The following is a 15,003-nucleotide window of genomic DNA, read 5'->3' on the forward strand; positions in this document are numbered from 1 at the left end:
TGGCCACGATCCAACATAAAGACCGCGGTGTTTTCGGCCTGATCGGTGTGATCTGCACGCCGTTGCGGCAGGCTTGCCAACCCCGTGCGGCTGCGCGACGGTGTGGCAGATATACACGGGACCTGCGCGGCATGACTACAATCTACATTCTGACCTGGCTGGGTGTTCTGGCGGCGCAGATGTCGCCCGGACCGAACCTTGCTGCTGTTGCATCGGTTGGCTTGGCACAGGGGCGCAGACCGGCGTTGTTTGTCGTGGCCGGAATTGCATCCGGGATGCTTGTGTGGTCGCTCGCCACCGCACTTGGGCTCGGCGTCTTGATCGAGGCGTTTCCGATGTCCCTGCTGCTTCTGAAATTCGCAGGCGGCGGGTATCTGCTGTTTCTGGGGATCAAGGCCGCGCGCGCCACCCTGCGCGGCGGCGGCAACGCAGGGTTCGCACCGGATGCGCGTCCCTTGCGCGCCGGAATGGCATGGCGCCGTGGTGTCCTGGTCCTGTTGACCAATCCCAAGGCCGCGCTGATGTGGGCGGCGGTAGCATCCTTCCTGTTTGGGCAGGGGCTCAGCGCGTGGCATGTGCTTGCCTTCGGGCCGTTGGGCGCGCTGTCGGGATTGGTGATTTATGGCACCTATGCGTGGCTGTTTTCGACTGGCGTCGCGATGCGCGGCTATGCCCGGTTTGCACGCTGGTTCGAAGGCATTTTCGCGGCGGCGTTTGGCCTGATGGGGGCCAGCCTGATCTGGGCGGGATTACGCGAGGCGCGGCCCTGACCGCGACGCGGGCAACGCCTGATCAATCGCGGTCTCCAGCTTGTCCACCAACTCATCAATCTGCGCGTCCTCGATGATGAACGGTGGGGCGAGCAGAACATGATCGCCGTGTCGTCCGTCGCGCGTGCCCGGCATCGGATAGCAGATCAAACCGGCCTCGAACGCGGCGGCCTTGATCTTGCCCGCTAGCCCGAGTGCCGGGTTAAAGGGCGTTTTGGTTTCGCGGTCCGACACCAGCTCGATCCCCTGGAACAGACCGCGCCCCCGGATATCGCCCACATGCGGGTGCTGGCCGAACCGGGCGTGCAACGCATTGGACAATCCGGCCCCCTGTTGCGCGGACCTCTGGGTGAGGTTCTGGTCCAGAATTTTGCGCACCACGGCAAGGCCCGCGGCGGCCGCAACCGGATGGCCCAGATAGGTGTGCCCGTGCTGGAAGAACCCGCTGCCGTCCTTGATCGTGTCATAGATCGTGTCGGTACACAGCATCGCGCCAATGGGTTGGTATCCGGCGCCGAGCCCCTTGGCGATGCACAGGATGTCCGGGGCGATCCCGTCCGCGTCACAGGCAAAGAGGTGGCCGGTCCGGCCCATGCCACACATCACCTCGTCCAGGATCAGCAGCACGCCGTAGTGATCGCAAATCTCGCGGATCCGCTTGAAGTACCCCTCGACCGCAGGCACGGCACCAAGGGTTGCGCCCACAACAGGTTCGGCCATGAAGCCCATCACGTTCTGCGGTCCCAACCGCAAGATCTCATCCTCAAGCTCTTGCGCCGCGCGCAGGCCATACGCCTCCGCACTCTCGCTGGCATCGCGCAGCATGTATTCATAGCACGGCGCAATATGGCTGACCTCGATCAACAGTGGCGCAAACTGCCGCTTGCGCAATGCGTTTCCACCTGCCGCCAGCGCACCCAGCGTGTTGCCATGATAGCTTTGCTTGCGCGCAATCAGGTGGCGGCGTTCGGGCGCACCCTTTTCGACAAAGTACTGCCGGGCCAGCTTGATCGCGGCTTCGGTCGACTCGGATCCGCCGGATACGAAATAGACCCGGTCGACAGTGCCCGGCGCATGCGCAACAAGCAGGTCAGCGAGCGCTTCGGCGGGTTCAGACGTCAGGAACCCGGTGTGGGCAAAGGCAAGGCTGGCGACCTGCTCCTGCACCGCAGCGATGACATCGGCGTCCCCATGCCCAAGGCAGGAGACCGCCGCGCCCCCTGACCCATCCAGATAGGCTTTGCCGGTATTGTCGTAGAGGTAACAGCCCGCGCCGCGCACAGCGACGGGCGGGGTCTTGTGACAATGGCGGGGGAAGACATGTGACATCACAGGGGGCTTTCGTGCCGAGGGGTTGAGAATTGCAGGCTAACACGGTTCAGCCCGTTGCGTTCATAGAACCGGTGCGCGTCGGTGCGGGTCAAGCCGCTGCACAAGCGCAGGACGTCGCAGCCCATTGCATCCGCTTCCTTGTGTGCATGATCCATCAGCGCGGCTCCGATCCCGGTGCCGCGCAGGTGCGGACGCACCACCAGATCATCGATGAAAAACGTTTTGCCCCAGTGCACGTCGTGGGTGATGCGAAACCCAAGGCAGGCGTCACGGTCGCGCGTGACAAGGGCGCGGTAGCCGTGCTGCAACGCATGGGCGAGACGGCTTTCGAAATGGGCGGGATCAAGGTCGGCCCGCAACACCCGCAGGATCGGGCCAATGATGGCAGGGTCGTCGGTCAGCTCGATCGCGAGGGTCATGCCGCGCACCCGCCAAAAGCCTTGTCCAGGGTCGCGCGAAGCGCTGCAACCGCATCCGCGTTTGTACGCCATACCGATCCGTCTGGCGAAACCAGGTTGTTTTCAAATCCAACGCGCAGGTCGCATCCGTGTCTGGCCGCTTCGATCAGGCAGTCCTGTTCCGCAGGGCCAAAGGCGCACACCGTGACGCGCAGGTCAGCGGTGCGCGCAGCGCGGAGCAATGGGGCAAGGTTTGGGGGCCGCGCCGCGCGGGGTGGGGCATATTGCCCGAGCACCAGAATGACATCGCGCATCGGTGCAGGGACGGTTTGATCCGCAAACCACCGCGCCAGCTGTGCAAGGCAAGGCGCGCCGTAGGCAATGTGCTGGATCGAAATACCCTGATGCAGCGCCCGCGCGTAGAACCGGGCGGCCTCATCCGGTGCGCGCGCAGTCTCCCGGATCGCGATGCTGGCCGCGGCCGGGCGCAGGGCGTCGAGCAGGCGCATCTGGTCGCCAAAATCATAGCGCCCGGCCGCTTCGGTTGTGATCTGAATGGGCATGTCGGGCATCGCTTGTTCCACCGCTGCGATTGCGGCGCGGTAGAGGTCGGGATCAAGACTGTGCCCGCCTTGTGCATCCCGCACATGCAGGTGCAGCGCGTCCGCCCCGGCGGCCCGGCATTCCAGCGCCGTGCGTGCCAGTTCGGTCGCGGAAATCGGCACGGCGGGGTGATCGGATTTCTGCAAACGCGCGCCGTTTGGTGCGACCATGATGCGGGTGTTGCGGGTCATGGGCGCATCCGGTCTCCGTTGGGGTCAAACGCGGGCGCAACCTGCATGCGGCCCGGCACGTGGGTCCCGGCGATGTTCAAGGTGATGGCGGCACCGTCCTCCACCCGGCTTACATGGGCCAATGCGATGGGTGCCCCAATGCGGTGACCATAGGCGGCGGATGTGGTCTGGCCGATGATCTCATCACCCAGATACACCGGCTCGTGACCAATCAGAACGGCTGCGTCATCGGCCAGCACGAGGGTGACCAATGACCGGGACCCCGTCTTGGCATGCTCTGCCAACGCTCTAGCACCAATGAACCCGCCGGATTTCCGCGCAAGGCCCGCCATGCCGACCGCAACCGGGCTGATATCGCCATCAAGCTCGTGACCCATTGCGGCGAACCCTTTTTCGATACGCATGGACGTCTGGGCAAAGAGGCCCGCAGGCGTGGCGCCCGCAGCCGTCAAAGCGGCATAGATGGGGGCGGCGTTTTCCGCCTTGCAGGTGATCTCCCACCCGGCTTCACCGACATATGACATCCGAACGGCACGCACATGTTTGCCCGCGATATGGGCCGGACCGACCTTGAAATAGCCCAGATCGTTCAACGCGGCCGCGCCCGTTTGCGCGACAATGCGGGCCGCGTCCGGTCCCATCAGGGCCAGCACGGCGTAGTCCTCGGTGCTGTCGGTCAATGCGACGTCAAAGTCGCCGGATTGTCGCCGCAGCCACGCGAGATCCCGCTTGATCGCGTTTGTGCCGACGAACAGGCGGTAGTGTTCGACGCCGATCCGGTGGGCGGTGATATCGCCTTCGTATGTCCCGCGGCTGTTCAGAAGGGCGGTATAGACAGCGGTGCCCGTGGCGCGGTCCATATTGCGCATGCAGACATGTTGCAGGAACGCGCAGGCATCGGGGCCGGTCACTTCGATCTTGCCAAAGGGTGATGCATCAAAGATCGCGGCGGCCTCATGCGCGGCCATCACTTCGGCTTGCACGTTTGCGAACCAGTCGGGGCGACCGAATGTCATCGCAGGCTCTGCAACCTTGCCGAAATAAAGCGGGCGTTCCCAACCGTAAACCTGACCCATATGCGCCCCCGCCGCGCGGTATTCGCCATCAAGCGGCAAGCGGCGCAGATCGCGGGCGGTTTTCGACTGCCGACCCGGATACGCGATTTCATAATGCGTGCCGAGGATTTCAGGCGCACGCGCCATGAGGTGATCGACCGAGTTGAAGATGGGCGCAAACCGCTTGGCGTCCGCTTCGCCAAGATCATAGGCCGTGTGCCCATGCACGATTGCATGGGCGAGGTTCATGCCCGCTCCGCCCCCCGATGCAATCCCGACGGAATTCATGCCACAGCCGAGAAAAAGGCCCCGCGTCTCTGCCGTTTCGCCCAGCATGAACATGCCATCGGGCGTAAAACTCTCGGGCCCGTTCAGCAACATTTTCACCTCTGCGGTCTCAAGCGCGGGCAGCCTGTGCAGTGCGTTTCGCATCATCGGCTCGAAATGATCCCAATCCTCGCCCAGCAGCCCAAACTCGAAATCAGCGTTCAGGACACCGGGGGCGATGGGTTTGCCCATCGGCTCAAAACAGCCCACCAGCAAGCCGCCGCTGTCGTCGCGGATATAGAGGTGGCTGTCATGATCGCTAAGCGTCGGCATATTGCCGGTGATCCCGTCGATCGGTTTGGTCAGCAGGTAGAAATGTTCGCAGGCGAGGGCGGGCACGTCCGCACCCGCCATCGCGCCGACTTCGCGGGACCACAGCCCGGCACAGAGCGCAATCGCGTCGCATTTCACGGTGCCTCGGGTGGTCTCAACGCCCGCGATGCGCCCGTCCTTGGTCAAAATGCCCGTCACGCCGGTGTTTTCAAACAGGGTGGCGCCGCGTCGCCGCGCCCCCTTTACCAAGGCGGCGCAGACATCGGAGGGTGACACACGCCCGTCTTCGGGCGACCAGACCGCGCCGATGACGTCATCGGCATTCATGAGCGGCCAACGCTCCTTTGCGGCGGCCGCGTCGATCCACGTGGCATCAATGCCAAACGCGTGGGCCAACGCCTCTTGCCTGCGCACATGGGTGGCGCGGTCGGGTGTGGTCGCAATGGACAGCGAGCCTTTCTGGATCCAGCCGACATTCTGGCCCGTCTCTTCCTCCAGTCGGGCATAGAGGTCGACGGAGTACTGGATCATGCGCGTCAGGTTGTGCGAGTGCCGCAGCGCCCGCACTTGCGCCGCGGAATGCCATGTCGTGCCCGATGTGAGACTGTTGCGCTCCAGCAGGATGGCGTCCGTCACACCCATTTCCGCAAGGTGGTAGAGGGTCGAACACCCCATGATGCCACCGCCGATGACGACAACAGAGGCGTGCGAGGGAAGGGCAGAATCGGCCATGGTTCAAGCTCCGGCGTGCCGCATGAATGAAACACTTGTTTCAAAAGTTGACAATACGGAAAACAGTTGAAACATTCAGTTTCATCGTATTCGGGGGATTCGTGAGCGACGCTGCAACCATAGAAGACCGGATCAACGGCGCTTACACTGGTCTCAGTGGCAAGCTGCAGGTGGCCGCGAAATATGTGGCGGACAATCCGGTGGACATCGCGACCCGGTCGTTGCGGGCGGTCGCAGCATCGAGCGGGGTATCCCCGGCCACATTCTCGCGTCTGGCGCGTGTCCTGGGCTATGCCGATTACGAACAGATGCGCGAAGAGGGCCGCGAAGCGGTCGAGCGCAAGATTTCCCCGTTTTCCGAGCGCGCACATGCGTTGCTTGAGACGACGTCCGGGCAGGGCACCCGGACGATCCTTGAACGGCAGGCCGTTGCCTGTCGCGCCAATATTGATGCGCTGCAGCACACGATTGACCCGGACCGGTTGAGCGCCGCGGTCCAGAAACTGCACGACGCTCGCACCGTTCTGCTGGTGGGGGCAAAGGGGTCGGCAGGGATCATCGATTATTTTGGGTACATGGCCCATTGGTTCAAAGCCAACTGGAAAACGGTGGGCCGCAACGGGACCGAACTGTCACCCGCCCTGTCGCGGCTGGGGCCGGAGGATGTCGTCTTTGCACTGGCCAAATCGCCCTATGCGCGCCGCACGATCGCTGCGTTGAAAGTGGCACGGGATGCCGGGGCGACAACGGTCGTGATCACCGACAGCCGGACCTCGCCCGCGCTGCAATTTTCGGATTTCGGCTTCGTGACCTCGACCGAAAGCCCACAATTCTTCTCGTCATATGCGGCGACATTGGTTTTGATGGAGGCTATTATCAGCCTCCTGCTCGCGCGGGTGGGTCCCGAAGCCGAGGCCATGATCCGCGCCGCCGAGATACAGATTGACGGTCTGGGAGAAAACTGGACCTCATGAGACGATCCACATACCAAACAAGGGAGACACCAAAATGGTTGTGAAAAAGATTCTAGCAGGTGCCGTGGTCGCCGCGTCACTGGGTCTGGCCGGGGGCGCAAGCGCCCAGCAGACATTCATCACGATTGGCACCGGTGGCGTCACGGGCGTGTATTACCCCACGGGCGGCGCGATCTGCCGTCTGGTGAACAAGGGGCGCAAGGAACACGGCATCCGGTGTTCGGTCGAATCCACGGGCGGGTCGGTTTACAACACCCGCACCATTCGCGAAGGCGAGCTGGACTTTGGCGTTGTTCAATCCGACGTGCAGTCCGCAGCGATGGAAGGCGTGCGCGCCTTTGACGGTGATGAGCCCTATGCCGATCTGCGCGCCGTGTTCTCGGTCCACTCCGAACCGATGCACGTGATGGTCCGCGGTGACAGTGGCATCGATTCCGTGATGGCGATGAAGGGCAAGCGGGTCAATATCGGCAACCCCGGCTCCGGTACGCGGGTTCTTGCCGACGTGCTGATGGAAAACGCAGGCGTGTCGCCGGATGATTTCGCATTGGCGGCCGAGCTGAAGTCGTCCGAACAGGCAGCCGCCCTCTGTGACGGCAAGATCGACGCCGCGATCTGGGCCGCCGGTCTTCCCAATGGCTCGACCATGGAAGCGACCTCGACCTGCGACATCAAACTGCTCGACCTGTCGACATCGGGCACGGACAAAGTGCTGGAATCGAACCCGGCTTACGCCGCGGCGACCATCCCCGGTGGCCTCTATCCCGGCAATGATGCGGATGTTGCGTCATGGGGTCCCAAAGCGACCTTTGTGGTGGATGCCAACACGTCCGACGATGTTGTCTATGTGCTTGTGAAGTCGATCTTTGAAAACTTCGACGATTTCAAAAAGCTGCACCCGGCGTTTGGCACGCTTACGCAGGAAGGCATGATCAAGGACGGCCTGTCTGCGCCTCTGCACCCTGGTGCCGCCAAGTATTACACCGAGCAAGGCTGGATGTAATCCGCGCTTGATCTGACAAACGCTTCGGCCTTCAACTGGGCCGAAGCACCTAAAAAATAAACGCCGGGGGATGGTATGACAGATGCAGCGACCCAAAAGGACGACACTGCACTAGAGGACATCCTTGCGGATGCAGACACCGGCGGACGTGTGCCAACCGGTGGATTTGACCGGGCCGCCTTGTGGTATCTGCCGCTGGCCTGGGCGATTTACCAGCTCTGGATCGCGTCGCCGTTGCCGTTCATCGTCGGGTTTGGCGTCTGGAACGACACGCAAACGCGCGCCATCCACCTTGGATTTGCGGTCCTTCTGGCGTTTCTGGCCTTTCCTGGGCTGAAATCCAGTCCCCGTACATACATCCCCAAACTCACATGGATCGTCGCCATCGTGGCCGCGATTGCCGCCTCTTACCTCTGGTGGGACTACCGCGGTGTGGCGCAGCGTACCGGCAACCCAAGCACGACCGATGTGGTGCTGGCCGGTATCGGTCTGGTGCTTCTCCTCGAAGCGGCGCGGCGGTCGCTGGGCTTTCCGCTTATGGGCGTGGCGCTGTTTTTTCTGGGATATGTGTTCTTTGGCTCCTGGTCGGGCTTGCCGGAGGTCGTGCAGTGGAAAGGTGCGTCCTTCAACAAGGCGATGAGCCATATGTGGCTGACGACCGAAGGCGTGTTCGGCGTCGCCCTTGGGGTGTCGAGCGGCTTTGTCTTTCTGTTTGTCCTCTTCGGCTCGCTTCTCAATCAGGCGGGGGCGGGCAACTATTTCCTGAAATTGGCCTTTGCCGCGCTTGGGCATCTGCGCGGTGGTCCGGCCAAGGCGGCGGTGATCGCGTCGGCGGCCACTGGTCTGATCTCCGGGTCGTCCATCGCCAACGTGGTCACGACCGGCACATTCACGATCCCGCTGATGAAAAAGGTGGGCTTTCCCCCGACCAAGGCAGGCGCGGTTGAGGTGTCATCGTCGATCAACGGCGTACTTACACCACCTGTGATGGGGGCGGTTGCGTTCCTGATGACTGAATATGTCGGCATCTCTTATGTCGAAGTGGTCAAAACCGCGATTGTGCCTGCCGCGATTTCCTATGTCGCGCTGGTCTATATCGTGCACCTCGAAGCCCTCAAGATGGGCATGACGGGCACGTCGCGCATGAACCCGATCAAGTTCATGTTGGGCGCGATTTTCATCATTGCGATCTCGATTGTGATCGCCGGTGGCACCCTTTTCCTCACCGGTCTGTTGGTGGGCGGGCTCGGCACCGTGTTCGGCGGTGCGTCGCTCTATGTCATTCTTGTGGGCATGCTCGTTGCCTATGTGGCTGCGGTGCGCTTTGCGGCGCAGGGGCCAGACCTCGACATGAGCCTCGAGTCGATGCAGCACCTGCCGCCCACGCGCGAGATTTTCAAAACCGGCATCCACTACCTGATGCCGATCCTGCTGCTCATGTACCTGCTGATGATCGAGCGGAAATCGCCGGGGCTGTCGGCGTTCTGGTCGACCATCTTCATGCTGTTCATCCTGCTGACGCAGAACCCGCTCAAGGCGTATTTCCGGGGGCAGGGCGATGTAATCGGCCAGATCAAGGCCGGGCTGTCGGACATTGCCGAAGGCATGATCGCGGGCGCCCGCAACATGATCGGCCTGGCCGCGGCCATGGGTGTGGCGGGGATCATCGTGGGGGCGGTCACGCTGACCGGTATCGGTCAGGTGATGGCGGAATTCGTTGAGTTCCTGTCCGGTGGCAACCTTCTGGCAATGCTGTTCTTTGTGGCGGTGATTTCGATCATCCTCGGCATGGGGCTGCCGACAACGGCGAACTATATCGTGGTGTCGTCCCTGATGGCCGGTGTGGTCGTGGAACTGGGCGCGCAGAACGGGCTGATCGTGCCCCTGGTCGCGGTGCATATGTTCGTCTTCTACTTTGGGATCATGGCGGATGTGACGCCGCCGGTGGGGCTGGCCAGTTTTGCCGCCGCCGCGATTTCCAAAGGCGACCCACTCAAGACCGGGTTCCAGGCGTTCTTCTACTCCATCCGGACAGCACTTTTGCCGTTCCTGTTCATCTTCAACACCGATCTGTTGTTGATCGACGTTGGCCCGGTCAAAGCGGTGTTCGTGTTCATCATTGCCCTGATCGCGATGCTGCTCTTTGCGGCTGGAACGATGAATTACTTCATGGTGAAATCGCGCCTGTGGGAGAGTGCGGCACTGCTTGTCGCGGCGTTCATTCTGTTCCAGCCGGGCTATTTCCTGAACCAGTTCCAGCCGGAATTCGAACAGCGGCCGGGATCGGATCTCCTTGAGATGGCAGCCGCCGCAGAGGACGGGGCGTCGCTGAGGGTCCGGCTCGCGGGTGAAAACCTGAACGGCGACATGATCGACGCGCGATACCTGCTGCCGCTGGGTGACGCAGGGCCAGATGGTGCCACGCGCTTGCTCGACGGCGCGGGGATCGAATTCCGCGACGAAGACGGCACGCTGTTTGTCGACAACCTGAACTTTGGCGGTCCGTCCGAACAATTGGGCATCGATTTCGACTGGGAGGTCATGGAACTGGACGTCGCGGCGGATCGCATGCCCAAGGAAATCTTCTACATCCCTGCGCTGTGCATCCTGTTGCTGGTCTGGATGCTGCAGATGCGGCGCAAGCGGGCGCAAGTCTCAGAGGAGGTTGCGGCATGACCCAACACATTCTTTGCGCGGTCGATCTGACCCACACTGCTGAGGCCACACGGTTGCTGCAGGAGGCGGATCGCCTCGCGTCCTTTTACGACGCGACGCTCAGTGTCGTGACCGTGCTGCCCGACTATAATTCGTCTTGGGTCGGCAGCTTTTTCAAGGACGGGACATTGAAGGAAGCGGCAGCGGCGGCAAATGATGCGCTGCACGGCCTGGTGAAAACCACGCTGCCGGACCGGGAACAGGTGCAGCATATTGTCGAGATTGGCGTCGTCTACGAACAGGTGTTGGCCGCGATCAAGGCCGCGCAAGCTGATCTTGTCATTGTCGGTGCGCACAAGCCGGATATGGCGGACAAGATCCTCGGGCCGAACTCTGCCCGGATTGCGCGTCTTGCCCCGGTGTCGACGCTTGTTCTGCGGGTGTAGGCGCGCCGCCTGCGGCGCCGTCCCCCCGTGGTCAAGGATGTGTCGCCAAGGCTATTGCTGACGCGTGATGTGGCACATCATCAAAAGGGGCCCGAACCGTGATTGATCCGTCCCGTTTTCTGTCTGACCTGCATGAGTTGCGACAGTTCGGAGCCCAAGGAACCGGCGTTGTGCGCCCGGCGTTCTCCGCCCCGGATCTTGCGGCGCGTGATTGGTTGGCAGAGCGCATGGCCAGCGCCGGCCTGCGCCCGCAGTTCGATCCGATGGGCAATCTGTTTGGCCTCGTCGATGGTCCGTCGCTGCTCCTTGGGTCGCATTCCGACAGCCAGCCAACAGGCGGGTGGCTGGACGGCGCGCTTGGCGTGATCGCAGCGCTGGAGGTTGCCAGGGCGGCGAAGGAGACAGGCGGGCCGCCGGTTTCCGTTGTGTCGTTCCAGGATGAAGAAGGTCGGTTTGGCGTGACCACCGGGTCGGCGGTCTGGTCCGGGCTTTTGCCTCTCGACGAGGCGGACCAGCTGGTGGACCATGACGGCGTGACACTGGGACAAGCGCGCGCCACGATGGATACGCGCGCTGGTGCGGACGTGTCACCCGATCTGTTTACGGGCTTCATCGAACTGCATATCGAGCAGGGTCCCGCGCTGGACACGTCTGGAGACCAGATTGGCGTTGTCACGGATATCGTGGGCATCCGCGACCGTGTCGTGACGCTCACGGGGCGGCAGAACCACGCCGGTACAACACCGATGGCGCTGCGGCAGGACGCGTTTCAGGGCCTCGCGCAGTTCACCATTCTGCTGAACGAACGGTTGCGTAATGTGGTCACGCCGCAATCCGTCTGGACCATCGGGCACGTATCGGTCACGCCCAATGCGTCATCCATTGTGCCGGGTCAGGTCCGGTTTTCGATCCAGTGGCGGGATGGTGATCCCGACCGTCTCCACCGGATGCAAGAGGTGATCGACGCCACACTGCAGGACGCCGCCGCGGCTCATGATCTCGACGTGACATCCGGTCCGCAGCTTGGCCTGGAACCGGTCGCGATGGACCCTGCGTTGCGCACCCGTCTGGAAACAGCGGCAGAGGGTGTCGCCCCCGGGCGCTGGCGCCGCATGCCGTCCGGCGCGCTGCATGATGCGACGAATGTCGCGCGCCATATGCCCGTTGCCATGCTGTTTGTCCCATCCATCGGCGGCATCAGCCACGCCTTTGACGAAGACACCAAAGAGGCGGATCTGATTGCCGGGTTGCGCACCCTTGCCCATGCGGCAGGTGTCGCTGGGTAACGCGCGGCCTGTTGGCTGCTGAAAATTCGCGTAATGCTTGCATTTCGCACCGGTGTCGCGCACGCTGGAACAGTGGTTACTCCACCACGATTGGATTCGTTTATTTTGCTCCGCGGCCATGTCGGCCGCACCACCAACCTGATTTCCGCGCCGCAATCCGGCGCGTCTGTTCGAGACGATTTGATATGAGGACGGGCCGCGCAGCACCGCTGCGTCCCATCGGAATTTTGTGAGAAAGGCATTTCTGCATGCACAATAAGTTCACGATCGTTGTGCCCATTTTGCCGGGACAACAGGGGGCCGTTCGGGCGATGCTGGAACCGGTTGGTACCTTGTGTCCTGACACGAGCGGCGATCCATTCGGATTTGCACAGATTGAGACGTTGCATTTCGCCAGCCTGTGCCTTTTTGACGACACCGAGGACGGGTGGTCGCTGCTGTTTGAGCACAATATCGACGGCACGATCGAAACGCATATCGACAACGTGCTTGCCGTGGCGGAGACGCTCGATGGCGGTGCGTTTTTGCTGTCGCTCTGTGGGCATTGCGCAGGATTTTCGGGCGACACGCTTGGCGCATTGCGTGCGTTTTTGCTGGAACACGTGATCAAGCCGCAGGCCGGGTTCATATCTGCCGTTGGGATGAGCCGGGATCAGATCCGGCTGGATGCGCGGGTTTATGATGTGGTTGATGCCGCCCTCGGCCCGGCGGGAGAGCCGCTGTCACCCGCCGAAGCGCAGGACCGTGTGATCGCGGCACTGGACGCAGACCCGTCGGTCGCCGACTGGCAGAGCTTTCCCGACCCCGGCACCGCCTTGGGCCTTATGGGCAAAATCGCAGCCGTGATCAGCCTGATCGCCAATGCCATCGCCTTTGCCGTGCTGGCCATCGTCAACCTGCCGCGCGAGCGGGCCGCGGATGAGGAACGCGCGCGTCCCGATCCTGACCTGCAAATGTCCCTTGCGCGGGAAGAGGACCTGATCCCCACCAACCACATGCTGAGCGTCGTTTACGTGCACACCGACGCCGGGCGGCAGCTGGCAAAGCGGGCGGCGTTCGGGTTGCTGCGCAACCTCGTGACGCTGGTGTTTCGCAAAGGGTTCCTGGGTGAAATTGACACGATCCATTTTGCGCATTGGTCGTTCTGCAACGACAATCGCAGGCTGATCTTTGTCAGTAACTACGACGGCAGTTGGCGCAGTTATCTGGATGATTTCACGCTCAAGGCCAGCAATGGGCTGAACCTCGCCTGGGCGCATTCGGTGGGCTACCCCAAGACCTGGGCCATGCTCAAGGGCGGGGCGTCAAACGGGCCGCAGTTCATCGATTACGCGCGCCGGTCCATGTATCCGACACTTGTCTGGTACAGTGCTTACCCGTCCGTCAGCGCCACGAATATCGACCGCAACCGGCAACTGCGCGCAGCACTCATCAAGGCGCGCCAAGGCAGCACCGACACATCTTGGCTGGAGCTTGTATGACTATGGCAGACACCGACCTCACCGCCAGCCCGGACATTCAGGGCATCTTCTTTCGGGGCTATGTGAAGCTGGACAAGGCCGCCTATGGCTTTTTCCGCATCACGGACCGCGGCTTGTTCCAGACATGGCTGGAACAGATGCTGGCCGATGAACACATCACCACCGCCAAGGACCGCCAACCTGCCGATGGTGTCGTCAACCGCATGAACATCGCGTTTACGGCACCGGGGATGCAGACGCTTTTGGCCGCGGGCTATATCGCGGACAGCTATGATCACGCGTTTGCCGCTGGCATGACCAGCCCGCAGCGCAATCGCATCCTCGGGGATGTGGACGCGAATGATCCGTCCAAATGGGACTGGGGCGGGACCGACCCGGTGCACGGCGTATTGATGTCCTTTGCCACCACCGATGAGATCGCGAAAACCCGGTTGCTTGACGCGTTGTGTCAGGAGAACGGGGCCGATTGCACCCATACCACCACGGGCCACCTCGAACCGGATCAGCGTGAGCCGTTCGGCTTCAAGGACGGAGTGTCGCAACCGGTCATCGACGGGACCAAGCGGGCGAAATACCTCAAGAACAACAATCCCAAGGAGGCGCGGGTCAGCATCGTGCCTGCGGGCGAATTGCTCATGGGGCACAAGGACGGCACCGGCAAGCTGCCCCGGACCCCGGCAACCAGCGCGGGCCTTGATCCCGACGGTCTGCTGGATGCGCATCCGGTGTGGCACGACCGGCGCGACCTTGGCAAAAACGGCACCTATCTGGTGTTCCGCCAGCTGGAGCAACACACCAAGGCGTTCTGGGACTATGTCAACGAAACCGCGACCGGCACAGGGGACGACACGCCCGAAAAGCTGGCGGAAAAGATGGTCGGGCGCGGGATCGACGGCGAAGGGTTGGCGCCGGGCAAGCATGACACGCGCGAGACCAACAACAACTTTGACTTCACCGACGACCGCGCTGGGCACTATTGCCCCATTGGCAGTCACGTCCGGCGTGGCAACAACCGCGCGGTGAACATCAAGAATGCCGAGGTGTCACTGGACGTCACATTGCGCCACCGCATCCTCCGCCGCGCCCGGATTTTCAAGGACGACGACGGTGCGACGGGCCTGCAATTCATGTGCTTTAACGCCTCCATTGTGCGGCAGTTCGAATTTGTGCAATCGGCCTGGTGCAACAACTCGTTCTTTCAGGGACTGCAAAAGGAGGTCGACCCGATCATCGGCACACCGCGTGCGGCCCGTTTGGGGGTGGAACAGGTGGACCGGTTTACCATCCCGCGGTCGCCTTACCGCCGTGTGCTGGAGAACCTGCCGCAATTTGTGACGGTGCGGGGCGGCGCGTATTTCTTCATGCCTGGCATGCAGGCGCTGCGGTTCATGGCGCAAAGCTATCGCGCGGAACAGGCGTTGCGCACAGTGCCCCCGGATGACGTGACCGCCATCGGCTGATCCGATCCGGTGCCAAA

At 62.3% G+C, this 15,003-nt stretch carries 12 protein-coding genes; 8 read left to right on the top strand and 4 right to left on the bottom strand.

What is annotated here, in order from left to right; all coding sequences use genetic code 11:
- The first annotated feature begins 131 nt into the window (after positions 1-131).
- On the top strand, positions 132-770 hold the full coding sequence (locus tag ACERHN_RS13640) for a LysE family translocator (RefSeq protein ID WP_415919565.1): 639 nt from the start codon (positions 132-134) through the stop codon (positions 768-770).
- Here ACERHN_RS13640 and ACERHN_RS13645 read toward each other — a convergent pair.
- The 4 genes from ACERHN_RS13645 to ACERHN_RS13660 are packed head-to-tail and all read right to left on the bottom strand — an operon-like array spanning position 750 to position 5,681.
- On the bottom strand, positions 750-2,099 hold the full coding sequence (locus tag ACERHN_RS13645; RefSeq protein ID WP_415919566.1) for an aspartate aminotransferase family protein: 1,350 nt from the start codon (positions 2,097-2,099) through the stop codon (positions 750-752). The genes ACERHN_RS13640 and ACERHN_RS13645 overlap by 21 nt on opposite strands.
- Positions 2,099-2,521: a GNAT family N-acetyltransferase gene (locus ACERHN_RS13650; protein WP_415919567.1), complete on the bottom strand. Its 423-nt coding sequence runs from the start codon at positions 2,519-2,521 to the stop codon at positions 2,099-2,101. Before ACERHN_RS13650 ends, ACERHN_RS13645 begins: the two co-directional genes overlap by 1 nt.
- Positions 2,518-3,294 (bottom strand): 3-keto-5-aminohexanoate cleavage protein, encoded by a 777-nt coding sequence (locus tag ACERHN_RS13655; protein WP_415919568.1) that lies wholly within the window; start codon positions 3,292-3,294, stop codon positions 2,518-2,520. Before ACERHN_RS13655 ends, ACERHN_RS13650 begins: the two co-directional genes overlap by 4 nt.
- Positions 3,291-5,681 (bottom strand): GcvT family protein, encoded by a 2,391-nt coding sequence (locus tag ACERHN_RS13660; protein ID WP_415919569.1) that lies wholly within the window; start codon positions 5,679-5,681, stop codon positions 3,291-3,293. Before ACERHN_RS13660 ends, ACERHN_RS13655 begins: the two co-directional genes overlap by 4 nt.
- A gap of 101 nt (positions 5,682-5,782) precedes the next feature.
- Here ACERHN_RS13660 and ACERHN_RS13665 point away from each other — a divergent pair, with 101 nt between their 5' ends.
- The 7 genes from ACERHN_RS13665 to ACERHN_RS13695 all read left to right on the top strand — a co-directional run bounded on the left by ACERHN_RS13665 (position 5,783) and on the right by ACERHN_RS13695 (position 14,986).
- Positions 5,783-6,655: a MurR/RpiR family transcriptional regulator gene (locus ACERHN_RS13665; protein WP_415919570.1), complete on the top strand. Its 873-nt coding sequence runs from the start codon at positions 5,783-5,785 to the stop codon at positions 6,653-6,655.
- A 34-nt stretch (positions 6,656-6,689) separates the two neighbouring features.
- On the top strand, positions 6,690-7,658 hold the full coding sequence (locus ACERHN_RS13670; RefSeq protein ID WP_415919571.1) for a TAXI family TRAP transporter solute-binding subunit: 969 nt from the start codon (positions 6,690-6,692) through the stop codon (positions 7,656-7,658).
- Between the two features lie 75 nt (positions 7,659-7,733).
- The gene (locus ACERHN_RS13675) at positions 7,734-10,334 is read left to right on the top strand and encodes a TRAP transporter permease (protein ID WP_415919572.1); all 2,601 of its coding nucleotides are present in this window, start codon (positions 7,734-7,736) and stop codon (positions 10,332-10,334) included.
- The gene (locus ACERHN_RS13680) at positions 10,331-10,759 is read left to right on the top strand and encodes a universal stress protein (RefSeq protein WP_415919573.1); all 429 of its coding nucleotides are present in this window, start codon (positions 10,331-10,333) and stop codon (positions 10,757-10,759) included. The genes ACERHN_RS13675 and ACERHN_RS13680 overlap by 4 nt, the downstream gene beginning before the upstream one ends.
- 98 nt (positions 10,760-10,857) lie before the next feature.
- Entirely contained in the window at positions 10,858-12,045 is a 1,188-nt protein-coding gene (locus tag ACERHN_RS13685; RefSeq protein ID WP_415919574.1) for a hydantoinase/carbamoylase family amidase, read from the top strand.
- Positions 12,046-12,293: 248 nt separating this feature from the next.
- On the top strand, positions 12,294-13,526 hold the full coding sequence (locus tag ACERHN_RS13690; protein WP_415919575.1) for a hypothetical protein: 1,233 nt from the start codon (positions 12,294-12,296) through the stop codon (positions 13,524-13,526).
- A complete protein-coding gene (locus ACERHN_RS13695) occupies positions 13,523-14,986 on the top strand; it encodes a Dyp-type peroxidase (protein ID WP_415919576.1) in 1,464 nt (487 codons plus the stop codon). The genes ACERHN_RS13690 and ACERHN_RS13695 overlap by 4 nt, the downstream gene beginning before the upstream one ends.
- The last annotated feature ends 17 nt before the right edge of the window (positions 14,987-15,003 follow it).

The sequence above is a fragment of the Tateyamaria rhodophyticola genome (genome assembly GCF_047777875.1).
Taxonomy (GTDB): Bacteria; Pseudomonadota; Alphaproteobacteria; order Rhodobacterales; family Rhodobacteraceae; genus Tateyamaria.

Coding starts and splice junctions, on each gene's coding strand:
- ACERHN_RS13640 (WP_415919565.1), top strand. CDS start 132: ATGACTACAATCTACATTCTGACCTGGCTGGGTGTTCTGGCGGCGCAG.
- ACERHN_RS13645 (WP_415919566.1), bottom strand. CDS start 2,099: ATGTCACATGTCTTCCCCCGCCATTGTCACAAGACCCCGCCCGTCGCT.
- ACERHN_RS13650 (WP_415919567.1), bottom strand. CDS start 2,521: ATGACCCTCGCGATCGAGCTGACCGACGACCCTGCCATCATTGGCCCG.
- ACERHN_RS13655 (WP_415919568.1), bottom strand. CDS start 3,294: ATGACCCGCAACACCCGCATCATGGTCGCACCAAACGGCGCGCGTTTG.
- ACERHN_RS13660 (WP_415919569.1), bottom strand. CDS start 5,681: ATGGCCGATTCTGCCCTTCCCTCGCACGCCTCTGTTGTCGTCATCGGC.
- ACERHN_RS13670 (WP_415919571.1), top strand. CDS start 6,690: ATGGTTGTGAAAAAGATTCTAGCAGGTGCCGTGGTCGCCGCGTCACTG.
- ACERHN_RS13675 (WP_415919572.1), top strand. CDS start 7,734: ATGACAGATGCAGCGACCCAAAAGGACGACACTGCACTAGAGGACATC.
- ACERHN_RS13680 (WP_415919573.1), top strand. CDS start 10,331: ATGACCCAACACATTCTTTGCGCGGTCGATCTGACCCACACTGCTGAG.
- ACERHN_RS13690 (WP_415919575.1), top strand. CDS start 12,294: ATGCACAATAAGTTCACGATCGTTGTGCCCATTTTGCCGGGACAACAG.
- ACERHN_RS13695 (WP_415919576.1), top strand. CDS start 13,523: ATGACTATGGCAGACACCGACCTCACCGCCAGCCCGGACATTCAGGGC.